Below are 23,911 nucleotides of genomic sequence, written 5' to 3'. Positions count from 1 at the left end.
TCCGTTGCTCCCCGTAGACTGCGTACTTCCCTACCTTCGCGGTCATGAAACCGTCCATCCCCAAAGGCACCCGCGATTTTCTGCCCCACGAAGTGCGGCGGCGCGACTACATTTTTGACGTCATCCGCCGGCACTTTCGCCGCTACGGCTTCCAGCCCATCGAGACGCCGGTGATGGAGAACCTCAGTACCCTCACCGGCAAGTACGGGGAGGAAGGCGACCGGCTGCTCTTCAAGGTGCTCAACAACGGCGACTTCCTGCGCAAGGCCGACCCGCAACAACTCGCCGACCAGCAGAGCGACGCCGTGCTGCCGCAGATCTCGAAGCGGGGATTGCGCTACGACCTTACCGTACCCTTTGCCCGCTACGTGGTGATGCACCAGAACGACCTGGCCTTCCCCTTCAAGCGGTACGCCATCGCGCCGGTCTGGCGGGCCGACCGGCCGCAGAAGGGGCGCTACAACGAGTTCTACCAGTGCGACGCGGACGTGGTCGGCTCCGACTCCCTGTTGTACGAAGCCGAGCTTACGCAGCTGCTCGACGAGGTGTTCGCTACGCTGGGACTGAAGACCGTCATCCGCCTGAACAACCGCAAGATCCTGGCCGGTCTGGCCGAGATCGCCGGTCACGCCGACCGCATGATGGACATTACCATTGCCATCGACAAACTCGACAAGATCGGGGAAGCCGGTGTGGAAAAGGAGTTGCTGGACCGGGGGGTAGATCCCGCAGCCGTAGACACGATCAAGCAGTTCCTGGGCGTCACGAGCCTGGAAAAGGTGGCCCCCCTCCTCGCCGACAGCGAGGTAGGCCGCCGGGGCATTGCCGAACTGCAGGCGGTCTTCGACCGGGTAGGGGGCCTCACCAACCGGCTTGAGTTCGACGTCACCCTGGCCCGCGGGCTGGACTACTACACCGGCTGTATCTACGAAGTGGCGGTCGATACCGACGCGCACCCGGATATCCGCATGGGCAGCATCGCCGGTGGGGGACGCTACGCCGACCTCACGGGCATCTTCGGCGGGCGCGACCTGTCGGGCGTAGGGGTCAGCTTCGGGGCGGAACGTATTTACGACGTGCTGGAAGAACTGGAACTCTTCCCGGAGGATGCCAGCAAGGACCTGGACTACCTGCTGCTGTGCCTCGACGACGAAAGCCTCATCCACGGCTTTGAGCTCCTCGGCAAGCTCCGGCGGGCCGGCCGCAACGCCGATCTGTACCCCGAAGCCGCCAAGCTGGGCAAAATGATGAAGTACGCCGACCAGCGCAACGCGCCCCGGGTCGTGATCATCGGTTCGCGGGAAGCCGCCAGCATGCAGTACTCGGTGAAGGAGATGGCTACGGGGGAGCAGACGACTCGTTCGCTTCGTGAGCTTGAAGCGGGTAGCTTGTAGCTAGAAGGGGGTAGCCGCACTGATGGCGACTACCCCCTTCTAGCTAAATGCTATTTGCTACAAGCTAACCTACTCCTGGTATCCCACTTTCTCGGCGCCGGTTCCTTCGAGGCGGATCATGTCCTCCACGATGTTGACGGCTTCGCGAATATAGACGTCCTTGCTGACGCTCTGCTTGAAGTCGTCGTTGCGGGCGGACTTGCTTTCGTCGGCCAGGATGGGTTCGAGATCGACCTCCAGATTAAGGACGCCGGGGTTGACCACGTCGTCAAAGAGGTCCTCGTACATCTCGGCCTCGGTGCGGGCGGCCTGCTGCAGCGTCTCGAACTCGGTGAGGGCGAGCGGGTAGCTGTCACGGTCCCGTTGCCGCTTGACGCGCTGGGCGTTCTGCTCGATGCGGGTGAAGGTCGGACTGGCGGCTACGCGGCGGGCACTGCGCGCCTGCAGCGAGTCCATGTGGCGGATCCGGTATACGTCCTGGCTGTAGTCGGCGGGGTCAATTTCCGTCCAGGCGAGGGGTGAATGCTGTTCTTTCTCGCCGGTTTCGAGCAGCGAGCGGCTGTCGGGCAGGATCACGTCGGGCACTACGCCACGCAGCTGGGTGGAACCACCGTTGATGCGGTAGAACTTCTGCATGGTCAGCTTGACGGTTCCGAGCGGCTTCACGTCGTTGTGGCCGGCAATGGTGCGGTCCATGTCGATGAAGCGCTGTACCGTTCCCTTACCGAAGGTAGAGTTACTGCCCACGATCACGGCGCGGCCGTAATCCTGGAGGGCGGCGGCGAGAATTTCGCTGGCGGAGGCGGAGTACTGGTTGACAAGGACTACCAGCGGGCCGTCGTACTGGACGCGGCGGTCCTTGTCCTTCAGTACTTCCTTATTGGAGCCGCGGCCGGCAACCTGAACGACGGGGCCTTCGGGAATGAAGAAGCCGGTCATGTCGACTACGTCGCGGAGCGATCCACCACCGTTGTTGCGGAGGTCGAGGATGATACCGTCGACGTTTTGCTCCTTGAGTTTCTGAATTTCCTGCTCGACGTCCTTCGCGCTGAAGCGGCCATTGCCGTCGGCGTTCTCGAAGTCGGCGTAGAAACTGGGCAGGTTGATGTAGCCGATCTTTTCCTGGCCTTCCTCGTCGTCGATGATGAGTGACTTGGCGTAGGTCTCGTCGATGATGATCACGTCGCGTTCGATGGCGACGTTCTGGATGGTCCCGTCGGGCTTGCGCACCTTCAGGTTAACGACGGTGCCTTTTTTACCGCGGATCTTGTCTACTACGTCCTCGAGGGGCATTCCTTTGATGTCGACCATTTCTTCCTTAGTCTGCTTGACGCCCATGATTACGTCGCCTTCCTTGAGTTCCTTGCCCTTCCAGGCCGGTCCGCCGACCACGATGGAGGTAACCTTGGTGTACTCGTCATCGGTTTGCAGGGTGGCACCGATGCCTTCCAGACGACCGCTGAACTGGATGTCGAAGGATTCCTTGTCCTTCGGGCGGAAGTAGCTGGTGTGGGGATCGAAAACGGCGGTCATCGAATTGAGGTACTGCCCGCGCTTGATGCTGGGCTTCATGTCGCGCATGCGCTTGAACCAGTCCTGGTAGCGCTCGAGGATGTCGGCGCGGAATTCGGTTTCCAGGGAGTCGAGGCTGGGAAACTCCTCACCGGTCGTGTCCTGGGCGATCTCCTCGCGCTTGTCGGCCAGCTGGCGCACAACGTCGCGCTTCATGTAGTCGTGCCAGTACTGCTTCAGCTCGGCATCGTCGGCGGGCCAGGGGCTCGTTTCGTCGCGGTCGGTGAAGGTGCCGGGGGCTTCCAGGTCGAAGGGCTGGGCAAGGATCTCCTCGTACCATTTCTGGGTCTTATCGAGGGAGGCCATCCAGCGATCCTGAACGAGGTCGTAAAAGGTGAATTCACCGGCCTTGCTCTGGTCGTCGATGGCATGGCGGTACTGGGAGAACGCATCGATATCTTCCTGCGTGAAGAAGAGCCGGGCTCCGTCCACGTCATTCAGGTACTCGTCGTACACCCGCTCGGAGAAGTCATCGTCGATGTCCACCGGCTGGTAATGGTAGTTTTCCAGGTTGGCCAGCATGGTGCGGAGAATGACGGAGGGCGCATCGCCGGGCGGCACGTCGACGCGGTCGGTCGGCAGGGTAGCGGCAAGTAGCGCGAAGACCAGCAGCAGGGCGGAAAAAAGAAGTGGGCCTCTCGTTTTCATAGGTTTTCTTTTAAAAACCGCCGGATAAGCCTCTCAATTGTCGGAGGGACCCCACGGTAGTTATAGTAATGTTTGGCGGAAGCCGCTGGTTGAACGTCCGGCCCGGGGGGAGGTGGTTTAACACCACATTAATTCTCCGTTTATTGGGTAAAGTCTTACGACACCCCAACGTCCGATGGAAATGAAATATTCGCTGTATTTGTTCTCTTTGATCGCGTTTCTGGGGGGACCCCTGTCGGCACAAAGCCCCGACGCCGGCATTCGCCTGGAAAGCGGACCCCTCTCGCGGGCCGAGGCGTTCCGCCGGATCGAAACCGCCGCCGGGGTGCGCATCTTCTGGCAGGCGGAGCAGTTGCCGGAGGGCACCGTATCGCTTTCCCTCAGCGACGCGACGCCCCGCGAGGCGCTGGAAGCCGTGCTGGAGGGGACCGATCTGTCGTTCGTCCCCTACCGAGATGTATACGTTGTCGGGCCGAAGACGGTGATCGGTACGGAATTCGACGCCGCTTACTATGCAGCGGTGGCCGAGCAGATCGACGCCGAGCAGGCCGCGGAGGCCGACCGCGGGCCGGCGACGGTGGGCAGCTTTGAAACCCTCGGCGCCGACGGCGCGGCCCGCCTTACCGGGACGGTCACCGACGGCGCGGACCCCATCATCGGTGCGACCATCCAGGTAGAGGACAACCCCACCGCGACCACCACCGACGCCGAAGGGCACTACGCCCTCGACCTGCCCCCAGGCGCCTACCGCCTCCTGATCGGCTACGTAGGGTACGGCCGGCAGGAACGGGACATACGGCTCAACGGCAGCGGTACCTACGACATCAATCTTGACGCCGCCGCCACCGACCTGCAGCAGGTCGTGGTCACCGAGCAGGCGGCCGACGTCAACGTAGGGCGCGTACAGGCCGGCGTGCAGCGCCTCGACCTGGGGCAGCTGGAGAAGCTCCCCACCTTTATGGGAGAGACCGACGTGGTCAAGGCGCTCCTGCTCAATCCCGGTGTCAGTACCATCGGGGAGGGGGCGACCGGATTCAACGTCCGGGGCGGCGAGATCGACCAGAACTTGCTGCTGCAGGACTACGGCGTACTGCTCAATTCCAGCCACGCGCTCGGCTTCTTCTCCACCTATAATGCCGACCTGCTCAAGAGCGTCGACCTGTACAAGGCCAACATGCCGGCCCGCTTCGGGGGGCGGCTGGCCTCGGTCCTGGACGTGCAACAGCGGGACGGCAACTTCGACCACTTGCGCGTAAAGGCGGGTATCGGGCCCGTGACGGGGCGGGTGATGCTGGAGGGCCCGCTGGCCAAGAACAAGAGCAGCTTCATCGCCGGGGTGCGGAGCAGCTATACCGGCTGGGTACTCGGCCTGTCGAACCAGGACAACGTGAAGAACAGTTCCGCCTTCTTCGTGGACGGTAACCTCCGCCTGACGCAGCGCATCGGGGAGGCGGGGACCCTTTCCCTGTCCGGCTACGGCTCCGAGGACCGCTTCACCTACAACAATACCTTCGGCTTCCGCTACCGGACGCTGCTCGGGCAGGGGGAGTACAACCACATCTTCAGCGATCGCTTTTACGGGCGGATCGGGGTAGCGTACAGCCAGTACGACAGCGAACAGACCGACCTCGGTGCCCTGACGGGAGAAGTGCTGGCTACCGGCGTCAATTACCTGATCGTGAAGCCCCACCTGACCTACGCGGTATCGGATGACGTGCAGCTGTCCGGCGGCCTGGAGATCGACCGTTACGTGGTCAATCCCGGCGAGCGCACGCCGCAGGGGGAGGAGTCGGTGGTGCAGACCCGCTCCCTGTCCGACGAAACCGGCGTTGAGAGCAGCGCCTTCGCCGAGGCCGATGTGCGGGTGTCCGAGCGGTTCGGATTCCGGGCGGGGCTGCGCTACACCAACTACCGCTTCCTGGGTGCGCAGACGGTCACCGAATACACGGACGGCATCCCCCGCCTCGGCAACGAAACCGGCACGGTGGAGTACGGGGAGGGCGAAACGATTGCGGACTACAGCCACCTGCAGCCCCGCCTAAGCGCCCGCTACCGCGTCGGCCGTACGGGGTCGCTGCGGGCGGGTTACTCGCGGACGGTGCAGTACCTCAACCAGATCTACCTCAGCGCCTCGCCGACGCCGAACTCCCAGTTTCAGCTCAGCACGGGCTACATCCCGCCCTTCCTCTCGCACAACGTCTCGCTGGGCTACTTCCTCAACCTCGATAATAACAACGTGGAGCTGGGGGCGGAACTCTACGCCCGCGAGATCGATCAACTGTGGGACTACCGCGACTTCGCCGACGTGACCGTCAACCCTCAGCTGGAGACGGAGATCCGCGTCGGTGAGGGCCGGGCGTACGGACTCGAACTCAGCGGCAAGAAGAAAGTGGGGCAGATCAACGGCCTGGTGAGCTACACCCTCTCGCGCACCGAGCGCCGCGTGCCGGGCATCAACGCCGGGAATTACTATCCCTCCAACTTCGACAAGCCCCACAACCTGGTTTTGACCCTCAACTGGAACCCAAACCAGCGGAACACCCTGACGGCCAACTTCACCTACGGCACCGGCCGGCCCATCACCGCCCCCGTGGGCAACTACCGGGTGGACAACGGACTGCTCGTGCCGGTGTATTCGGACCGCAACAGCGTACGGATCCCGGACTACCACCGCCTGGACCTGGCCTATACCCTCGGCAAAAGCTACAACGAGAAGCAGACGCTGCAGACCAGCTGGACCGTGTCGATCTATAACGTCTACGCCCGCAAGAATGCCTTCTCCGTGTACTATACCCAGACGCCCGACCAAACCAACGTAGCCAACCGGCTGGCCGTACTCGGTACGGTCTTCCCCGCCATCACCCTCAATATTGAAACCCGATGAGCCCCGCCCTATTCGACTTACGCTGCACCCGCGTGCCCGCCCTGCTGCTGCTGGCGTTCCTGCTGTTCGGCTGCGTGGACGAGATCGACCTGAAACAGGCCGACGACCTGCCCGAGGGCATCGTGCTGCGCGGGCGGTTGCTCGTGACCGCGGACGATGCCAACGTGGAGATCAACCTGGAGCGGTTGTTCCAGTTCAGCTCCAACCTGCCCGAGCGGGTGGTCACCGCCCGCGTGACGCTGGAGAACTCGGAGGGGCAGAAGCTGGCGCTGCCCTACCGCGACGGCGCCTACCGGTCACCCATCGGGCTAAATAATCCCGACATGGCCATCCGGCCAGGGCTCGGTTACCGGGTACTGATCGAGGAGGGGGCGGACGAGGCTTACGCTTCCGAATTCGACGTGCTGCAGGAAGCGCTGACCCCTACCGAACTTACGTACTCCTTCGTGGACGTCGACGGGCTGACGCCGGCCGGTACGCCCGTCGTCATACCCTCGGTACAGTATGAACTGAGCACCCCAACTTCTAACGCCGACGGGAGCCCCGCACAACTGCGGTACGAGATCGAGGTGGATTTCGCACTGACCGACAGCCGCAGCGAAAGCGGACAGCCCTCCTTTATCTCCACGACCTGCTACGTCAATCAGCTGCGGGCCAACAACCAGGTACTGCTGCTGGACGGTCGCGACGTGGCGGGCGGGTCGGTCGCGGGCTATCCCCTGCTGACGGTCCCGAAGAACTTCGCCTACGCGGAGGGTAACTACACGACCGCCAATCAGCTGGCCATCAGCCGGGAGGCCTTCACCTACTTCGAGCAGATCGAGCAGATCGCCGACCAGGAAGAGAGCATTTTCGGTAGCCCGCCGGGTCCGGTGGTGGGGAACGTCATCGACGTGAACGGTAATACCTCCAACGTTTTCGGCTTCTTTTACACGGCGAACACCCGCCCGGCCCGGGTCGGGATTTCCCGGGCCGAGGCAGACAGTCCCAACTACTACTGCCCGCTACCCCAGTCCATGAACCCGCCGCCGCCGCCCACCGTTTGCGACGACTGCCTTCGGTACTTCGGTGCGAGCCTCGACCAACCGACCTTCTGGGCCTACTAATCCCGTTACCATGCGCTTCTTCCTGCCCCTGCTGGTGCTGCTTACCCTCTCGTCCCTGGCCGCCCAGACCGGCGCGTCGACCCTGCACCTCGACCGGCCCTACCACGCCAGCGGTGAAGTGGCCTGGTTCAGCCTGTACCTGCCCGCCCCGGCTCCGGCGACGGTGCGCGTAGGGGTATTCGGGCCCGACGGGCGGGAGCGGGACTACTTTTTCCTCCGCGCCGAAGCCGGTACGGTGAGCGGACACTACCGCTGGGGCTACGACCTGCCGACGGGCTATTACCGACTGGGCTTTACGACACTGACCGCCGACGGTGGGGTGGCCGATCTCGGCCAGTACCGCCACGCCGTATACAGCGTGGCCGATCGCTCCGCGGAGGCGGCGGCGGCGCGCAGGGGCGGGGCGGACGAGGCAACCGGGGACCTGGGCCTGGAACTGACCGGTGGACAAATCGTCGTAGCCGACGCACCGGCGGGAGCCTACAGCGTGGCGGTCTATAACGCCTCGGTGTGCGGAGATGATCCGACGCTGGCGAGCGAGGCGGTGACGGGCGCGCAGGGCTACGTCGATACGCTCTTTTACGGAGGGGTGCTGACGGAGGCGGAAGGCGGTGCTCCGGTCCGGGTAGGTCTGCTGCCGGTATTCGACAATACGACCTTCGCGACGTACTTCAGCAAGTCGGACGCCGAGGGCCGCTACCTGCTGGAATTACCAGATTTTCGGGGAGAGCGGGAGGTACAGGTGATCAGCATTACCGACCAGCAGCCACGGCCCCGGATGAACGCGGCGGAGCTGCCCGCGCTGGACGAGTCGCCCCCCCTCACGGAAGAAGTACTTGCCTATCTGGACCTCAGCAACCGCCGCCGCAAGATCTACCAGCTGTACCAGACCGTAGAGACGCCGCTGGAAGCGCTGCCGCCCCCCGTGGAACGGCGCGACCTGACGGCGAGCAAGGCCTACGACGTGCAGAACTACAAGGCGTTCCCGGACCTGTATACCTTCTTTCGGGAAGTAGCGGGCGAACTGCGGTACCGCGACCGCCGCGATGGCTACGAGGCTCGGCTGTACAACGCCCCCTCCCAGCGGTTCTTCACCGAGACGCCGTTGTTCATCGTGGACGGTCGCCTGACGCGCGATGCCAACTACGTGGCCAAGCTATCGCCCGCCACGGTGGAGCGCGTGGCCTTCTACTACGGTAACCGCAACCTGCGCGAGCTGTTCCCGGCCCTGGGTAGCCAGGGCGTGGTGCAGATCGACCGTATCCGGCCGGTGACCGACCTGCCGGCCGACGACGCGGCAAACCTGCTGACCCTGCAGGGCTTACAAACTGCCCAGCCCTTCCCGGCACCGGCGGACGGTCGGCCGCGCCTGTCTCCGCTGCTGCTCTGGCAGACCGGCACCACGGGCGGCGGGCGGATGGTCATCGACCTTCCGCCGACGGATGACGCGGGGAACTACCGCGTAGTCGTCACCCACCGGGACGCGGCCGGTCGCGTACGCCGCGGTTTGCTCGGCGTCACCCTGGCCACCAGCCGGTAACCCGCAGTGGGGTGGCTGCGCCGCCGGTATCGTACCTTGTGCGGCCAACGTCCCCGTCGTGCAGCTATCCGTCGTAGTTACCATCCTTAATGAACGCGAGAACATCGAGCCGCTCATCGGTCAGCTCCACGCTGCCCTGCGCGGGATGGAGTACGAGATCGTATACGTGGACGACGGGAGTACCGATGGATCCGTCCAGCTTCTGCAGTCCCTGCCGGACCCGCGCCTGGTAGTCGTGGAGCTGCGCCAGAACTATGGACAAAGCCTGGCCCTGATGGCGGGCATCGACGTGGCGCGCGGCCGGTACATCGCCACGATGGACGGCGACCTGCAGAACGACCCCTCCGACCTGCCGGCCATGCTCGAGCTGGTGCGCGACCGCGGCTGGGACGTAGTGGTGGGCGAGCGGGTGAACCGGCAGGACGGTCGCGTAAACCGCAAGCTGCCCAGCCGCATCGCCAACTGGATCATCCGGAACCTGAGCGGGGTACACCTGCGCGACTACGGATGCGCCCTCAAGGTATTCCGGGCGGATACCGCCAAGGAGTTAGGGATTTACGGTGAGCTGCACCGCTTCATCTCCGTACTGGCCAGCCTGGATGGGGCGCGGATCACGCAGGTACCGGTGAAGCACCACGCGCGGCGGTTCGGTGAGAGCAAGTACGGGATCGGGCGCACCTTCAAGGTGGTCAGCGACCTGCTGCTGATGGTCTTTCTCAAGAAATACCTGCGCAAACCCATGCACCTGTTTGCCCAGGCGGGACTCGCGCTATTCGCGGCGGGAGCACTCATCAACCTGTACTTGCTGCTGCTGAAGCTGCTGGGGCAGGACATCTGGGGCAAGCCCCTGCTGATCCTCGGCGCCATGCTTATCCTGGCGGGCGTGCAGCTGATCACGGTGGGCATCGTGGTGGAGGTGCTGATGCGTACCTATTACGAAAGCCAGGGCAAGCGTCCGTACCGGATCCGGGAGATAACGCGGTCAGGGGAGCCGGTAGCCGCCACGCCCCTGGAGGGGGCCGTCAGGGCCGAGCGGCAGGCCCGCTAGCGGTTGCCAAAGAGGTCGCGCTTGCCGGCCAGGCGCTTCGCCTTTTTGGTCTGGGTGGTCTTGTCGAGGACGCCACAGCCGGATTTTCGGCTGCAGGCGCTGGAAAAAAGCAGCGCAAACCCTAGTAAAATAAGGAAAACAGGATAAACACTGAGCTTTTTCATACGTTTGTACCGCTAACTAGGAACGAAGGTGCCACGCTCGATGCGTGCCCTAATTTACCTAACGAACCCAAATTCAGGCGGCGACTCCGGGTTGCCGTTTTTTAACATTCCAAATTCCCATTCCAATGAATAAAGGAGAACTCGTATCGGCCATCGCCGACAAATCCGGACTCACCAAAGATCAAGCCGAAAGCGCCCTGAGCGCCACCCTCGCCAGCATTGAAGACGCGCTCAAGAGCGAGGATAGCGTCAGCCTGGTAGGTTTCGGTACGTTTTCGGTCAACAACCGGCCGGCACGTGAGGGTCGCAACCCCCGCACCAACGAGACCATTCAGATCGCCGCTAAGAACGTCGTCAAGTTCAAGCCTGGCAAAAAACTCAGCGAGTCGGTCAACTAGGGTTTTTCCCGGAAGACACGGCTTTACTCGTCGACCCGACCGGCCCCGCCAGTCGGGTCGACGTATTTTAATCCCCCACCTATGGCAACCTACCTCATCATCGGCGGCTCCTCCGGCATCGGCCGCGCCCTCGTCACCCAACTCCTGACCGAAGACCACCAGGTACACGTTTGGGCGCGTTCCTCCCGTGATCTCCCGGCTTCCGTCACCTTCACCGCCCTGGACGTCACCGACGATGCCGCCGACCTCGGGGCTGCCGTGCCGGATACCCTGGACGGACTGGTCTACTGCCCCGGCAACATCGATCTGCGTTCCTTCCGCAGCCTCAAGCCGGAGGCCTTCCGCACCGCCTTCGAGCTCAACGTGGTGGGGGCGGTACGCTGTCTGCAGGCGGCCGAGCGGGCGCTGAAGCGCAGCGCGGCGACGGCCTCGGTGGTGCTCTTTTCGACGGTGGCCGTACAGCGCGGAATGCCCTTCCACGCCGCCGTAGCCGCGGCTAAGGGAGGGGTGGAAGGCCTGACGCGAAGCCTCGCGGCCGAGTACGCACCAGCCGTGCGGGTCAACGCTATTGCCCCCTCGCTCACGGATACGCCCCTCGCCGAGAAGCTGCTCAGCAGCGACGACAAGCGTGAGGCATCCGCAAAGCGGCACCCCCTGCAGCGGGTGGGCACCCCGGAGGAGGTAGCTGCCATGGCCACCTTCCTGCTGAGCGACCGCGCGGCCTTCGTGACCGGGCAGGTTATCGGGATGGACGGCGGCCTCGGGTCGATCTAGTCGCCCTGCCGGATATCGGCCACCAGCGCCTGCAGGTGGGGAATGTTGTCTTCCTCGAACCAGGGGTTACGCCGCAGGTAGATCCCGTTGCGGGGGCTCGGGTGGGGGATGGGGAAGTACTCCGGCAGGTAATCCTGGTACTGCCTCACGGTCTGTGTAAGGTTCTTTCCCCGCCGGGCCCCGAGGTAGTGGGCCTGGGAATAGGCGCCGATCAAAATCTTCAGTTCCAGATTGGGCATCAATTCCAGGAGGGGCTGCTGCCAGAGCGGAGCGCACTCGGGGCGTGGGGGCAGGTCGCCCCCCTTGCCCTTGCCCGGATAGCAGAGGCCGATCGGGAGTACGGCAAAGGTGGTGGAATCGTAGAACTCGGATTCGGTGACTCCCAGCCAGTCGCGCAGGCGCCGGCCGCTGGGATCGTCCCAGGCCACGCTGGACTGGTGAGCCAGCCTGCCCGGTGCCTGGCTGATGAGGGCGATCCGGCAGTCGGGATGAATGCGAAAGATCGGGTTGGGACCCAGGGGGAGGTGGGCGGCGCAGACGGTACAGGCCCGGGCCCGGTCGAGCAGGGGGTGGTCGTAGGCGGGAGTGAAGCGTTCGGCCATCCGCTCAGAAAGTCCGTGCGTAGGTAATCAGCAACTGCTCGGTGAAGCTCACGCGCTTGCCCAGTCCGGCGGTACCGTTCGGGGCGTTGTAGTCGGTTATTCTTACCAGGATATCGTCGTCGTAGAAAAGGTTGGCGAACAGGGTGAGCTGCAGGTTCTCGGTGATCGTGAAGGCGATGCTGTTCTGCCAGTCGACGTCTACATTCTGGGGGTTACGGAGGTAGTTGGAGTACAGCCCGAGCTTGGAGGTGAGGGTGATGCGGTCGTCGGTAAGGAAGGAGTTGGCGTACGCCGCCTGGAAGGAGGCACCGATCTGGGCGTCCACGTTCTTGAATTCCGGGTAGATCCCCAGGTCGTTGGGCTGGCCGCTTACCGGATTACCGTGTACGCCGCGACTGGCAATGCTGTCGCTCGCCACGATGATGAACTTCGAGCTCACCGGGGAAAGGAACAGGCTGACGTTATCGTTTGGCTGGTAGTCGAAACCTACGGCGAGAGTAGCGGTGGCGGGAGCGAGAAACTTGGACAGGGGGCTGCGGCCGGTATCGGGAAAGTCGGCGATGAAGTTGCCGGAATAGATGTCGGGGAACTGGTACGTCGGAAAGAACTGACTCAAAAAGGTGGCATTGACCGAATAGTAAAGCTCGCCGCCCTCGCGGATGCGGTAGCCGTATTTGCTACCCAGGCGCAGCTCGTCTACCGTTTTCTGGAAGGGGATCGGCCTGTCGAAGTTGTTCGCGATGACGCCCGCGCCGAGCCGCTGGAGGCCGAACTGCCAGAGCAGGGTATTATCCCAGTCGCGTCGCCCCCGCCGGTACTTGGCGAAGCTGTTTATGGCACTGCCGAAGCCCAGGCGGTTCTGTCCGGCCCCCTGCTTGGGGTTGATCTGCAGGAGCTGGGTGATGTCGAATCCGATGCCCGCGCCAAAGCGCCAGCCTTCGGGGATCTCCTTCTTTTCCTGCTGGGCGGACAGGGCGGTGGTCAGGAAAAAAAAGAATAACAGGTAGGGTACGGACTTCATACGCGTGCGATTGGGGGGCCGGCGGGCGCGGCGGGGCAATAATACGCACTCCCCTCCGGCTACCTACCCAGGTGGGGCGGGAGGGCGGGGCCGCTGGCGCGGCGACTGTGCATTTCAAAGCCTTCGCTGCTGAGCTTACTGAAGGGCACCGTGAATTCGGAGTCCTCGGACCGCAGGGTAATGCTGAGGTTGTTGAGCTGTACTACTTCTCCGCGCTTGCCGGCGATGCTGATCTCGTCGCCCACGCGGATCTGGTTGCGGTTGTAGAAACTGGCCAGGATGTTACTCATGATGTGCCGGGAGGCCAGCCCGTACCCGATGGCAAAGGCACCCGCGAGCCCCGCCAGCAAAATGCTCACGTTGTTCTCCATGAACTCGGTCTGCAACTCCGCCTGCCGCAGGGCGATGAGGATGATATTAAGCAGGATGAAGTAGAAGACGGCGTTGCCGATCAGGTTTTCCGCGGTGATGCCGAGCGAGCGGCAGGTAGCTACTACGATACGCCGAACGAAGTCCGCCAGGAAGAGCCCGCCGAGCAGGATGAGCAGGGCAGCGATCGCGTGGGGCAGGTAAGCGACGAGTTCCGCGATAAGGGCCGAGAGCATATCCATGCCGAGGGCATGTACGGCCGCCATGGTGAAGACGATCAGCACGAAGTAATACACGAAACCGGCGAGCAGCCGGCTGGGCACGATGCTCCACTGGGTACCGCGAAAGGGTTCTGTCCTCCGCAGGCGTTCGGAAAGGCGATCCAGGCCTGCGGCCGCGACTAATCGCCGGACTACCTGGTAGAGCACCTTCGCGGCGATGTACCCGATGAGGAGCAGTACGATGGCGACGATCAGGGAGGGGATGATCGTGAGCATCTGGTAAATCTGCAGGCGGAGCATTTCGAGGGCTGAATCCATACCGCTAATTAACGAACGATTTCACCGGGACCGGTCGGACCGGCGGGCGGACTGCCAAAGGGATCATCGTCGTCTACCTGCGTGAGGGTGCGCAGGACGGGCTCGCCGTCGTAGGCAGCCTGGCCGCCGCCGAGCACGGAGAGGGTGTTGCCCACCACCGGGCCGAAAAGTTCCACGAGGCTGCCGATGAATTCCGCCGTGCGCAGGTTGCGCTCCACGCGGCTACGCACGGCCCGCCGGCGCTCGCCGGTGAAGGCGTCCAGGTCCTGGTCCCGTAGCGCGAGGAAGCTGTTCATGGGGCTTAAGTTAGGGAAGCGAAGCGTTTATCGTGAATGCGTTTGGCCTTTTCCTTGATGCGTTTGAGCTGCATTTTAACGGCCGACTCGTTTTTGCCCAGCAGGTCGGCGATGGCTTTGACCTTCACGCCGTCCTTGTACTTCATCAGTAGCAGGGTACGCTCGCCCTCCGTCAGCTGGCTGAGGACGTACCGCAGTTCGTGGACCTGCATCGTGAGCAGCGCCTCGTCGGGCACTTCTTCCGCCTTGTCGGGCGGGTCGTCGAGTTCGGTGGCGAAGAGGTCGCGGTTGCGCTTGCTCTTGCGGATCTTGTCGATGCACAGGTTGTACGTTATGGAATAGACCCAGGTGGAAAACTTCGACTGCCCCTCAAACCGGCCGAGACTCAGGAATACCTTGGTGAAGATCTCCTGGGTAGCGTCTTCGGCCTCGCTTTGCTTGTGGAGCATCGTCAGGGCCTTGCTGTATACCTTTCCTGCGTACCGGTCGTACAGGATCTGGAAGCAGGTAGCGTGCTGGTGGGCGCGGTACGCTTGCACGATGTCCATATCCTCCATTGTCGAGTCGCATCCGTAAGGCGGGGCGGTCATGGCAAAAAGAGCTACAGGGCGGCCGGTTTGACGGTCGGTCCAGGGTGAGACGGTAAAGTACTGCCGCCGTCACAAACGGGGCGTCCGCGCTACTCCGTGACCGTGCGCGCCCGGCGGCTGACGGCGGCTACGTTGAAGACGCCGGGCACCGGCTTCTCCGTATCCAACCGAAGCACGTTGCCCGGAGAATTAGCCACCGGGATCTGGAAAATGCCGTTCGAGCCGTTCTGGATCTGGTCGCGGGCTACGCTGAGGAAGAAGAAGGCCTGGGGGCTCAGCGACCAGAGGTCAACCTGGATATCGTCGCCGGGCTGCAGGGCAACCACACCGCCGTCGTCGTCCGTCTTGTTGATGCTGAACCGGATGGGAAAAATGAATACGATGCCGTCGGCCGCACTGCCCACGTCGAAGGTGGCGTCGTAGACCAGCGACAGCTCGCCCGGCCGGTTGAGCAGGGTGTCGTTGATGGTGGTGCGGATGAGGTAGGCATCCCCGGTACCCACGAAATCGCGGGCGTACAACTGGGCGTACAGTCCCGCGTCGAGGCCGAGCTGCTCCTCCTCGAAGCGGACGGCGATGGAGTCGATCTCCGGTACCCGCCTGATGGCGGTCTGGCTGCCGTACTGCAGGCCGGCGTGCTCGATGCCGAGGACGAAGGCGTCACCGACCGTACCGAGCGAATCTCCGGGGGCGGGCGTCCAGACGTAGCGGCCGCTGTCCTGCCGCTCGAAGGTGAAGCACCGCTGGTCGGGGGAAATGCGGCAGACCGTCACTTCGGCATTGTCGACGGTCGTCGGCTGCCGGTTGGCGTAGTAGGACTGGGTTTCCGTGAGCCGGATGGTTTGCGGTTCGGAGCGGTTAGTGAGCCAGGCATCGACGACGAGTTCCGGCTCGTCGAAGTCGGTATCCAGGAGGACGGTGTCCTCACAGTTCCACAGGCAGACGGCCAGCAGCAGCAAACAGAGGGAGCGGATCATTTGAAGGTGAAGTTGTAGGAAACCGAGGGGATGATGCTGCCCACCACAGAGAGCTTGATGGCCTCCGTATTGATGGCCTGCCCGGGCAGGGTGCGCCCTTCCACCTGATCGGCGTAGATGGTGAACGGATTGCGGCGGGCGTACAGGTTGTACACCCCGAAGATCCACTGCCCCCGCCAGCGGCGGTCGGCCTTTTCCTTTTTAGGGTCGAGGGTCAGGCTGACGTCGAGCCGGTGGTAGTCCGGGATGCGGAAATTGTTACGTGCGTCACCGGCGTTGTAGGGCACGTAGTAGCCCAGCTGGTAGTAGCCGCTGTTGGGCAGAGTGGTGGGGGTGCCGGTATTGTAGACGAAGGTGCCGCTCAGGCTCACGCGGTCCGACAGTTCGTAGAAGGCCGTCAGGTTGAAGTTGTGCGTCTGGTCGAAGCGGGTGGGATACCACGCATCGTTGTTGATGCCGGGCACCAGCCGCTCCGAGCGCGCCAGGGTGTAGCTGAGCCAGCCGGAGGCGCGTCCCTTCGTTTTCTTGAGTTGCACCTCCAGTCCGTAGGCGCGGCCGTCGCCGGCCAGGATCTGCCCCTCCACGAACTCGTTGAGGATGAGGTCGGCGCCGTCGATGTAGTCGATGAGGTTCCGGAAGTCCTTGTAGTAAGTCTCCAGGCTGAGCTCGTAAGTGTTGTCGCGCAGGTTCTGGAAGTAGCCGAGCGCCACCTGGTCGGCCAGCTGGGGCTCGATGTTGTTGGTGCTGGGCGTCCAGATATCGAGGGGGATGGAGGCCGTCGTATTGCTGAGCAGGTGGATGTACTGCACCGTACGCTGGTAGCTGAGCTTGAGGGAGCGGCTGCCGCCCAGGCTGTACTGGGCCGCGGCACGGGGTTCAAGGTAGAGCCAGTCGTCGATCACCTCGTTGCGCTCGGTGGCCTCGATGCCGGTGAGCGGGCGGGCCAGGCCCGGGCGGGGTGCCGCGCCGAATTCGTAGAGGTTGCGCCCGCCCAGGTAGGCGAAGTGGCTGAGGCGCAGGCCGTAGTTGAGCTTCAGGCGGTCGAACAGCGTCACTTCGTTCTCGAGGAATACGCTGGACTCCAGCGCCCACTGCCGACTGAGGCTGATGTCGATCTCTTCCCCGCCGCTGACGGCGATGGCGTTGGCCGGCTCGAAGCGGTAGTAGATGGCCTGTCCGCCGAAGCGGAGTACGTTATCGGGGTTGATGAAGTAGGAGAATTCCGGCTTGATGCTGGTATTTACGATGCTGGCGTCCCAGTTGAAGGCGTCCTGATCCGGCTCGTCGCCGAAGTCGATCGCGTAGTCGTAGTCGCTGTAGTAGACGGTCAGGTTGGAGAAGAGCTTATCGGAGAAGAGGTGGTTCCAGCGCAGGGTGCCCGTAGCGTTACCCCAGCTGAAGCCGGCGGCGTCGCCGGGACTGAATACGTCGCGGCCGAGGTAGCCCGACAGAAAGACCTGATCCTTGTCGCTGAAGCGGTAGTTGGTCTTCAGCGTCAGGTCGTAGAAGTTGAGGCGGGTACCGGAGAGGTTGTCGTCGAGAAAGGGCGCGGCCAGCACATCGATGTAGCTGCGGCGGCCGGCCAGGAGAAAGGAGGATTTGTCCTTCACCAGCGGGGCCTCCACGCTCAGCCGGCTGAAGATGGTGCCGATGCCCCCCTGCATCTCGAACTGCTGGTTGTTGCCCTCCTTCATGCGCACGTCGAGGATCGAGGAGAGGCGGCCACCGTAGCGGGCGGGGATGCCCCCCTTGTAAAGTTTGACACCCTTCACGGCGTCCGGGTTGAAGACCGAAAAGAAGCCGAACAGGTGGCTGCTGTTGAAAACGGGCGCTTCGTCCAGGATCACCAGGTTTTGGTCAATGCTGCCGCCCCGTACGTTGAAGCCGGCCGCGCCCTCCCCCACGGTCGTGACGCCGGGCAACAGCTGGATGCTGCGGATGACGTCGACCTCCCCGAGCAGGCTGGGCAGCTTCTCGATGGTGCCCATGTCGAGCCGCTCCACGCTCATCTGTACGTCGCTCACGTTGTCGTCTTCCTGGATGGCCGTCACCACCACCTCCTCGAGTACGCTGCCCGCCTCGCCGAGGGCGAAGTCACGCGTCAGGTTGCCGTACAGTTCCACCTGCGTTCGCTGGTTCTTGTAGCCCAGGTAGCTGACGACCACGGTGTAGTCGCCCGGCGCGACAGTGAGGGAATAGAAGCCGTAATCGTTGGTGACGGTACCCTTGCCGGTCCCCTGCAGGGAGACGGTGGCCCCGATGAGGGTTTCTCCGTCGGAGGCGTCGCGGACGTAGCCGCTCAAAGTGACATTTTCCTGCGCCAGCAGCGGTAAGGAAAAAACGAATAACAGGCAGGCGAGTAGGGGGTGCTTCATAGCTCCTGCATTAACGAAGAATAGTGCGAAGGGTTAACCCACTTCGCACTATTCCGACCGGCGTCCGCCGTCTTTCGACGGAGGGCGGACCTATTTCTGCTTGCCCTTCGGCTGCTCACTGGTATCGGCCTCGCCGACCTGCTGGAAGTGGCCGGCCTCGGTGATGGTCTTTTCCTGGCCGGTGTCGGGGTCGGGGTAGCTGCGCTCGTGGACCTCCACGCTCAGCTGCTTGCCGACCAGCTTTTCGGTGTCGAGGGTCTCGCCCTCCATTTCCACGGCGCGCATCAGCTCGGCGAGGATGGGCTGGCTGGGCTCGCTGTCGTAGAAGCGCTGCTCGACGAAGCCCTCGTCGGTTTCCATGCGGGCGGCGAAGAAGGGAATGCCCTTGTATTCGCTCTTTCCCTCGGAAATTTCGGTGATGGTCACTACGTGGCGACCGTTCTGGAGGCGGGGTTTTTCCTGGACGTTGACTTTCATGGCGTTTGCTTTTCTATCAAAGTCTATTTTTAAACAATTTGTTCCTTTTTTGCGGGAATTTCTTTTTTTGGGCCTTCCCGGGGGCTCGGGTGAGGGGGTCGACGGGGCACCTGCGGCCCCGCCGACCGGTAGCGATACCGGGGCGCGGACGCGGGTGCGGGGGGAAGCGGTCAGGAAACGAATCGTCGGTTGCGGGTTTGCCCGTCCCGCCTTGCCGACGTATCATGCGGGAGTAGAATGCTTTCAGACACTACCGATCATGCCCACCAACTTGCCCCCCCGCCCGCGATCGCACGCCAGTTCGTTGCTGTTCATCCTCTTCCTGTTGCTGCTGTTCGGCTTCTGGTCGCGGCTGGTGGCCCAGGAGGTGACCGGGCTGGAAGTGGAGTACACCACCACTCCCCTTGGCATCGACGTGAATGCCCCCCGCTTCGCGTGGCAGCTGGTGCAGCCGGAGGGCGCGCGCGGACTGCAACAGGAGGCCTACCGCATCACCGTGACCGATCCCGGGGGCAAGACCGTCTGGAACTCCGGTCGCGTACCCGGCGGTACGGCGCTGGGCATTCCCTACGCCGGCACCCGTCTGGCCCCCAAGACCCGCTACCGCTGGGAAGTAACGGCCTATGGCAACGGGGGGGAGGAGCTGCGCGGCGCTTCCTGGTTCGAAACGGGCCTGCTCGACCCCTCGGAGCGTGCCTGGGGCGGGGCGGAATGGATTGGCGGGGGCGATGACGACCTACCGCTGCAGAGCAACTACCTGTCGGTCTTCCGGGTGGCGTACACCCTGCAACTGGACCGGGCCACGGGCAGCCAGCGCGCCTCCTTCCTGTGGGGCGGCAACGACGTGCGCCTGCTGGACCGATACATGAACCTGTATGGGCTGGAGAACGCCCCCGACAGCAGTTACCTGCGGCTGGAGTACGACGTTTCGGGCTCCCGGCCGGCGTTGCACGTGTACCGGGTAGGCTACGCCCCCGACGACCGGGCCGACCGGCCGCTGCTCACCCTGCCGATCCCCGATTCGGTGATCGCGGGCGGTGGCCTTTACGCCCCCCACCAGGTTGAAATCGCCAGCGTCTTCGGTAACACCCGCATACGGATCGACGGGGTCGAGATCGGTACCGACCACGAGCGGTACTACAACGGGGGCTGGGGCCGTGGCGGTCATGCGCTGAACCCAATCGGCACCAGTGACGTGATCGGCTATCCCATGCTGGCGGACATCGGTTTCCACGTGCCGGCGGGGCAGTCGGCCACCTTCTCCGGGTTGACCGTGAGCCACTTCCGCGCGCCCGCCAATGCCATCTGGTGGGCGGACGGTGCGCTCTTCGCCGGTACCGACGACGTGGACTGGATGGGGGAGGGCTACCGGGTCTCCGGGGGTAACGCCGGCACCTTTGTACTGGCCGATCCGAGCCGGAAGGCCATGCCGATGCTGCGTAAGGAATTCAGCGCCGGCACGGGAGGGATCGACCGCGCGCGGCTGTACGTGACCGCCCGGGGCGTCTACGAAGTGTACCTGAACGGCGAACGGGTGGGGGAGGACTACTTCAATCCCGGCCTGACGCAGTACGACCGGACCCAGCTCTACCAAACGTACGACGTGACCGACCGGATCCGGAGCGGCGAGAACGCCCTGGGGGCCTGGCTCGGCGAGGGGTGGTGGAGCGGCAACTCGTCGTTTTCGGGCCTCAACTGGAACTACTTCGGCGACCGGCAGTCGCTGCTGGCCCTCCTCGAAATCACTTACGCCGACGGAACGACGACCATCGTAACCACCGACGACAGCTGGAGCTACTACGACGAAGGCCCCGTCCGCTACGGCAGCTTTTTTCAGGGGGAGGTCTACGATGCGGAACGCGAAGCCACCGTGGCGGGCTGGTTGACCGCCGGTTATGCCGCCGCCGGCTGGACGCCCGCGGAGGTGGTTCCCCTGGAGGGGACGGCCTACCTCGGGGAGAACAGTGGCCGACCGGTCGACTATTCCCGGACGGAATTGATTGGGCAGATCGGCGACAACGCCCGCGTCGTGCAGGAACTGACCGCCCGGTCGGTGGAGGAGGTGCGTCCCGGCGTCTTCGTGTACGATATGGGCACCAATATGGTGGGCGTACCACGCATCGACTTCGGAGGACTGGAAGCAGGGCAAAATATCTGGCTGCGCTACGCCGAGGTCCTCTACCCCGACCTGCCGGAATACGGCGACAAGGTGGGCATGATCATGATCGAGAACCTGCGGGCGGCCCTGGCGCACGACCACTACATAGCCCGGGCGGGGGAGAACGTCTACCAGCCGCGCTTCACCTTCCACGGCTACCGCTACCTGGAGATCACGGGCATTGAAGCGGCCCTGCCTCCGGAGGCCGTGAAGGGGTTGGTGATCAGTTCGGTGCACGAAGTGGCGGCCGACTACACGACGTCTAACGATCACGTCAATCAGCTCTTCCACAACATCGTCCGCTCGCAGTACGGCAACTTTCTGAGTATCCCGACCGACTGCCCGCAGCGCAACGAGCGGATGGGCTGGTCGGGCGACCTGTCGGTCTTCGCGCGCACGGCCACGTACTTCAGCGACGCCGACCAGTTCTTCCGCCGCCACCTGCTGGCGATGCGCAACACCCAGTACGCCGACGGCCACTTCGCCGACGTGGCCCCGGCCGCCGACGGCTTCGGGGGCATCCTCTGGGGCAGCGCCGGACTCACCGTGGCCTGGGAAAGCTGGCAGCAGTACGGAGATACGAGCCTGCTGCGCGAGCACTACCCAGCCATGCGGGCGTATATGGATTTCCTGCGCGGGGGTATCGACGAGAAGACGGGTGTGATGACCGCCGGCGTACTGGGCGACTGGCTCAGCCCCGAGGGCAACCAGAACGACAACACCCTGCTGTGGGAATCCTACTACATTTTCGACCTGCAAATTATGGAGGCGGTGGCGCGGGTGCTGGGGCACACCGATGCGGCGGAAGCCTACGCGGCCCAGCTCGCCGACCGGCGCCGGCACTTCGCGGCCACCTACCTCGAACCCACTACCGGACGGACGATGCGGTCGGGATACGACCAGCTGGCCGACGCCGGACCCGACTACATCGGCACCCAGGTTTCCTACGCCCTGCCCGTGGCGCTGGGCGCGGTGACCGGCGCGACCGCCGATACGCTGGCGGCCCGGTTGGCGGAACTGGTGAAAAGTGGAAAGGAGGACGACGGTGGAGTGGTACGGCCCCCCTATTCCCTCATGACCGGCTTCATCGGTACGGCTTGGATCAGTAAGGCGCTGTCGGACCACGGCTACTCCGACGTGGCCTACCGCCTCCTGTTGCAGGAGAAGTACCCAAGCTGGCTTTACCCGGTGACCCAGGGAGCGACCAGCATCTGGGAACGGCTCAACTCCTACACCATCGAGGACGGCTTCGGCAATAATAACAGCATGAACAGCTTCAACCACTACAGCTTCGGCGCGGTGGGGCAGTGGATGATCGCCCACTCGCTGGGCATCCAGCGGGGCGCGCCGGGCTTTAAGTCCTTCGTACTGCGCCCGGAGCCGGACCCTTCCGGGCAGCTGACGGAGGCCTCGGGCTACTACGATTCGCCCTATGGCCGGATCAGGGCCGCCTGGAAAGTGGAAGGGAAAAACCTTACGTACACCGTCACCGTACCCGCCAATACTTCCGCCCGGCTGGAGCTGCCGGCGTCGTCCGCTAAGGCGGTCAGTGGGGATGCTCCGGTAACGGAATACAGGGATGGGAGGGCCATCGTGAATCTCTCCTCCGGCACGTACACCTTCCGGGCCGGCCAGTAAACGGACCTACGCGCTCGCCTGCCGGCCCAGCCACTCGACGAACAGCCGCACCCCGAAGCCGGTGGCCTGACGGTCCTTGGCGTAGGGACCCTGCTTCAGGGCCACCCCGGCAATATCGAAGTGGATGTAGCGCTTGTGGTCGTGGGTGAAGTTTTCCAGGAACTTGAAGGCATCGGTGGCGCCGTGGAGGGGTGTACCGCTGAAGTTCTTGACGTCGGCCACGTCGCTCTCGAGTCCCTTGGCAAAATCGTCCCAGGGCGGCAGCGGCCAGACGCGTTCGCCGCTGGCTTCCCCGGCGGCGCGGAAGGCCTCCACCAGTTCTTCATTCTTGCTAAGGGTGGCCGCGCACACGTAGCCGAAGGTGCGTACCGCGGAGCCGGTGAGGGTAGCCACGTCGATGAGGGTGGTGGGGGAGAAATACTTTACGGCATAGCTGAGTCCGTCGGCCATGATCAGGCGACCCTCGGCGTCGGTATCGATGATCTCGATCGTCTTGCCGGCGTGGCTCTCGATCACGTCGCTCGGCTTGATGCTCAGCGCGTCGACGCTGTTGTCGGTGGCGGGTACGATACCGACCAGGTTCACGGGCAGATTAAGCCGGGCCGCGGCCTCGACCGCGCCCATGGTAGCGGCGGCGCCACCCATGTCGCTCTTCATCAGGTGCAGGTTCTGGCTGCCCTTGATGCTTACGCCGCCGGTATCGAAGGTGACGCCCTTGCCGATGATGGCGGTGACGTCTTTGTTGTCGGGCGCGCCCCGGTACTCCATGACGATCAGTACGGCGGGGTCCTCGCTGCCGCGATTGACGGCCAGCAGGGCGTGCAGTCCCTCGTCCAGACAGGCCTGCTTGTCGAGCACCTTTACGTCGTAGCCGTAGGTTTCCCCACTCTGCCGGGCGAAGGTGGCCAGGTCCTGGGCGCGCTTCTTGTTGGCGGGGGCATCGACGAGTGCGCGGATGCGGTTCTGCACGTCGGAGAGGGTAAGTTCGGTGGCGGCGTCGCCGTCCCATTCGATCTGCCCGTCCGTCAGAGGGTGTACTTCGTAGTCCCCCTTCCGCTGTCCGGCCGAGTAAGCACCGAGCTTAAGTCCGCCGACGAAGGCGGCGGCTAACGGTTCGTCTACCCCCTCCGCCGTGATCTTCACATCGGCGGTGAGTTGCTTTCGTTCGGCGTGACTGAGTTTGTGTCCCAGGGTGCGTGCCGTTGCGGGCTTGCCGTCCTTGGGCAGGCGGACCAGGTAGCCGGCCGGTTCGAGGGTGCGTAGGTAGGTGCCGGGCTCGATAGTTTTTTCGTAGCGGTTGTCTTTGGGGGAGAGTAGGGTGATCTCGGTCATGCGGATTGG

At 63.6% G+C, this 23,911-nt stretch carries 19 protein-coding genes; 8 read left to right on the top strand and 11 right to left on the bottom strand.

From position 1 onward, the window contains the following. Positions 1 to 44 precede the first annotated feature (44 nt). The gene (hisS, locus tag DQG19_RS07210; protein ID WP_116125567.1) at positions 45 to 1,394 is read left to right on the top strand and encodes a histidine--tRNA ligase; all 1,350 of its coding nucleotides are present in this window, start codon (positions 45 to 47) and stop codon (positions 1,392 to 1,394) included. A gap of 69 nt (positions 1,395 to 1,463) precedes the next feature. Here the strand turns inward: hisS and DQG19_RS07205 are convergent, their stop codons facing one another. Then, positions 1,464 to 3,614, bottom strand: a complete 2,151-nt coding sequence (locus DQG19_RS07205; RefSeq protein WP_116125566.1) for a carboxy terminal-processing peptidase — start codon at positions 3,612 to 3,614, stop codon at positions 1,464 to 1,466. A 181-nt stretch (positions 3,615 to 3,795) separates the two neighbouring features. Here DQG19_RS07205 and DQG19_RS07200 point away from each other — a divergent pair, with 181 nt between their 5' ends. Genes DQG19_RS07200 through DQG19_RS07185 form a run of 4 tightly spaced genes read left to right on the top strand, consistent with a single transcriptional unit; the run spans position 3,796 to position 10,192 of the window. Further along, positions 3,796 to 6,498 carry a TonB-dependent receptor gene (locus DQG19_RS07200; protein WP_157974376.1) on the top strand — a complete coding sequence of 901 codons (2,703 nt, stop codon included), beginning with the start codon at positions 3,796 to 3,798 and terminating at the stop codon, positions 6,496 to 6,498. Further along, a complete protein-coding gene (locus DQG19_RS07195; RefSeq protein ID WP_116125564.1) occupies positions 6,495 to 7,604 on the top strand; it encodes a DUF4249 family protein in 1,110 nt (369 codons plus the stop codon). Before DQG19_RS07200 ends, DQG19_RS07195 begins: the two co-directional genes overlap by 4 nt. Before the next feature lie 10 nt (positions 7,605 to 7,614). After that, positions 7,615 to 9,144 carry a hypothetical protein gene (locus DQG19_RS07190; RefSeq protein WP_116125563.1) on the top strand — a complete coding sequence of 510 codons (1,530 nt, stop codon included), beginning with the start codon at positions 7,615 to 7,617 and terminating at the stop codon, positions 9,142 to 9,144. Between the two features lie 58 nt (positions 9,145 to 9,202). Next, positions 9,203 to 10,192, top strand: coding sequence for a glycosyltransferase family 2 protein (locus tag DQG19_RS07185; RefSeq protein WP_116125562.1), 990 nt, complete (start codon positions 9,203 to 9,205; stop codon positions 10,190 to 10,192). Here the strand turns inward: DQG19_RS07185 and DQG19_RS20825 are convergent. Further along, on the bottom strand, positions 10,189 to 10,356 hold the full coding sequence (locus DQG19_RS20825) for a hypothetical protein (RefSeq protein ID WP_157974375.1): 168 nt from the start codon (positions 10,354 to 10,356) through the stop codon (positions 10,189 to 10,191). The two genes, DQG19_RS07185 and DQG19_RS20825, sit on opposite strands and share 4 nt — an antisense overlap. 125 nt (positions 10,357 to 10,481) lie before the next feature. Here DQG19_RS20825 and DQG19_RS07180 point away from each other — a divergent pair, with 125 nt between their 5' ends. Both DQG19_RS07180 and DQG19_RS07175 read left to right on the top strand, forming a co-directional pair. Continuing rightward, positions 10,482 to 10,754: an HU family DNA-binding protein gene (locus DQG19_RS07180; RefSeq protein WP_116125561.1), complete on the top strand. Its 273-nt coding sequence runs from the start codon at positions 10,482 to 10,484 to the stop codon at positions 10,752 to 10,754. An 81-nt stretch (positions 10,755 to 10,835) separates the two neighbouring features. Further along, a complete protein-coding gene (locus DQG19_RS07175) occupies positions 10,836 to 11,528 on the top strand; it encodes an SDR family NAD(P)-dependent oxidoreductase (RefSeq protein ID WP_116125560.1) in 693 nt (230 codons plus the stop codon). Here the strand turns inward: DQG19_RS07175 and DQG19_RS07170 are convergent. The 8 genes from DQG19_RS07170 to DQG19_RS07135 all read right to left on the bottom strand — a co-directional run bounded on the left by DQG19_RS07170 (position 11,525) and on the right by DQG19_RS07135 (position 18,774). Continuing rightward, on the bottom strand, positions 11,525 to 12,130 hold the full coding sequence (locus DQG19_RS07170; RefSeq protein WP_116125559.1) for a uracil-DNA glycosylase family protein: 606 nt from the start codon (positions 12,128 to 12,130) through the stop codon (positions 11,525 to 11,527). The genes DQG19_RS07175 and DQG19_RS07170 overlap by 4 nt on opposite strands. Before the next feature lie 4 nt (positions 12,131 to 12,134). Next, a complete protein-coding gene (locus DQG19_RS07165; RefSeq protein ID WP_116125558.1) occupies positions 12,135 to 13,151 on the bottom strand; it encodes a DUF3078 domain-containing protein in 1,017 nt (338 codons plus the stop codon). A 59-nt stretch (positions 13,152 to 13,210) separates the two neighbouring features. Beyond that, positions 13,211 to 14,059, bottom strand: a complete 849-nt coding sequence (locus DQG19_RS07160; RefSeq protein WP_116125557.1) for a mechanosensitive ion channel family protein — start codon at positions 14,057 to 14,059, stop codon at positions 13,211 to 13,213. 8 nt (positions 14,060 to 14,067) lie between these two features. Next, complete coding sequence (locus DQG19_RS07155; RefSeq protein ID WP_116125556.1) at positions 14,068 to 14,355, bottom strand: hypothetical protein; 288 nt, start codon at positions 14,353 to 14,355, stop codon at positions 14,068 to 14,070. A gap of 5 nt (positions 14,356 to 14,360) precedes the next feature. Then, on the bottom strand, positions 14,361 to 14,945 hold the full coding sequence (locus tag DQG19_RS07150) for an RNA polymerase sigma factor (RefSeq protein ID WP_232826454.1): 585 nt from the start codon (positions 14,943 to 14,945) through the stop codon (positions 14,361 to 14,363). A gap of 89 nt (positions 14,946 to 15,034) precedes the next feature. After that, a complete protein-coding gene (locus tag DQG19_RS07145; protein ID WP_116125554.1) occupies positions 15,035 to 15,922 on the bottom strand; it encodes a DUF4249 family protein in 888 nt (295 codons plus the stop codon). After that, positions 15,919 to 18,297, bottom strand: coding sequence for a TonB-dependent receptor (locus DQG19_RS07140; protein WP_116125553.1), 2,379 nt, complete (start codon positions 18,295 to 18,297; stop codon positions 15,919 to 15,921). The genes DQG19_RS07145 and DQG19_RS07140 overlap by 4 nt, the downstream gene beginning before the upstream one ends. Positions 18,298 to 18,387: 90 nt before the next feature. Further along, positions 18,388 to 18,774, bottom strand: coding sequence for a hypothetical protein (locus DQG19_RS07135; protein WP_116125552.1), 387 nt, complete (start codon positions 18,772 to 18,774; stop codon positions 18,388 to 18,390). A gap of 259 nt (positions 18,775 to 19,033) precedes the next feature. On the opposite strand from DQG19_RS07135, the gene DQG19_RS07130 reads away from it, so the two are divergent. Beyond that, positions 19,034 to 22,570: an alpha-L-rhamnosidase gene (locus tag DQG19_RS07130; protein WP_116125551.1), complete on the top strand. Its 3,537-nt coding sequence runs from the start codon at positions 19,034 to 19,036 to the stop codon at positions 22,568 to 22,570. A gap of 6 nt (positions 22,571 to 22,576) precedes the next feature. Here the strand turns inward: DQG19_RS07130 and DQG19_RS07125 are convergent, their stop codons facing one another. Then, positions 22,577 to 23,902, bottom strand: coding sequence for a leucyl aminopeptidase family protein (locus tag DQG19_RS07125; protein ID WP_116125550.1), 1,326 nt, complete (start codon positions 23,900 to 23,902; stop codon positions 22,577 to 22,579). Positions 23,903 to 23,911 lie beyond the last annotated feature (9 nt).

The organism is Lewinella sp. IMCC34183, assembly GCF_003390915.1.
Classification (GTDB): domain Bacteria; phylum Bacteroidota; class Bacteroidia; order Chitinophagales; family Saprospiraceae; genus Neolewinella.
The sequence above is the reverse complement of the archived record's forward strand: the minus strand, read 5'-3'. Positions and strand labels throughout refer to the sequence as shown.

What these genes read in the sequence shown, in the direction of transcription:
- hisS (WP_116125567.1), top strand. Translation starts at nt 45, where the DNA reads ATGAAACCGTCCATCCCCAAAGGCACCCGCGATTTTCTGCCCCACGAA.
- DQG19_RS07205 (WP_116125566.1), bottom strand. Translation starts at nt 3,614, where the DNA reads ATGAAAACGAGAGGCCCACTTCTTTTTTCCGCCCTGCTGCTGGTCTTC.
- DQG19_RS07200 (WP_157974376.1), top strand. Translation starts at nt 3,796, where the DNA reads ATGAAATATTCGCTGTATTTGTTCTCTTTGATCGCGTTTCTGGGGGGA.
- DQG19_RS07195 (WP_116125564.1), top strand. Translation starts at nt 6,495, where the DNA reads ATGAGCCCCGCCCTATTCGACTTACGCTGCACCCGCGTGCCCGCCCTG.
- DQG19_RS07190 (WP_116125563.1), top strand. Translation starts at nt 7,615, where the DNA reads ATGCGCTTCTTCCTGCCCCTGCTGGTGCTGCTTACCCTCTCGTCCCTG.
- DQG19_RS20825 (WP_157974375.1), bottom strand. Translation starts at nt 10,356, where the DNA reads ATGAAAAAGCTCAGTGTTTATCCTGTTTTCCTTATTTTACTAGGGTTT.
- DQG19_RS07180 (WP_116125561.1), top strand. Translation starts at nt 10,482, where the DNA reads ATGAATAAAGGAGAACTCGTATCGGCCATCGCCGACAAATCCGGACTC.
- DQG19_RS07175 (WP_116125560.1), top strand. Translation starts at nt 10,836, where the DNA reads ATGGCAACCTACCTCATCATCGGCGGCTCCTCCGGCATCGGCCGCGCC.
- DQG19_RS07170 (WP_116125559.1), bottom strand. Translation starts at nt 12,130, where the DNA reads ATGGCCGAACGCTTCACTCCCGCCTACGACCACCCCCTGCTCGACCGG.
- DQG19_RS07165 (WP_116125558.1), bottom strand. Translation starts at nt 13,151, where the DNA reads ATGAAGTCCGTACCCTACCTGTTATTCTTTTTTTTCCTGACCACCGCC.
- DQG19_RS07160 (WP_116125557.1), bottom strand. Translation starts at nt 14,059, where the DNA reads ATGGATTCAGCCCTCGAAATGCTCCGCCTGCAGATTTACCAGATGCTC.
- DQG19_RS07155 (WP_116125556.1), bottom strand. Translation starts at nt 14,355, where the DNA reads ATGAACAGCTTCCTCGCGCTACGGGACCAGGACCTGGACGCCTTCACC.
- DQG19_RS07150 (WP_232826454.1), bottom strand. Translation starts at nt 14,945, where the DNA reads ATGACCGCCCCGCCTTACGGATGCGACTCGACAATGGAGGATATGGAC.
- DQG19_RS07145 (WP_116125554.1), bottom strand. Translation starts at nt 15,922, where the DNA reads ATGATCCGCTCCCTCTGTTTGCTGCTGCTGGCCGTCTGCCTGTGGAAC.
- DQG19_RS07140 (WP_116125553.1), bottom strand. Translation starts at nt 18,297, where the DNA reads ATGAAGCACCCCCTACTCGCCTGCCTGTTATTCGTTTTTTCCTTACCG.
- DQG19_RS07135 (WP_116125552.1), bottom strand. Translation starts at nt 18,774, where the DNA reads ATGAAAGTCAACGTCCAGGAAAAACCCCGCCTCCAGAACGGTCGCCAC.
- DQG19_RS07130 (WP_116125551.1), top strand. Translation starts at nt 19,034, where the DNA reads ATGCCCACCAACTTGCCCCCCCGCCCGCGATCGCACGCCAGTTCGTTG.
- DQG19_RS07125 (WP_116125550.1), bottom strand. Translation starts at nt 23,902, where the DNA reads ATGACCGAGATCACCCTACTCTCCCCCAAAGACAACCGCTACGAAAAA.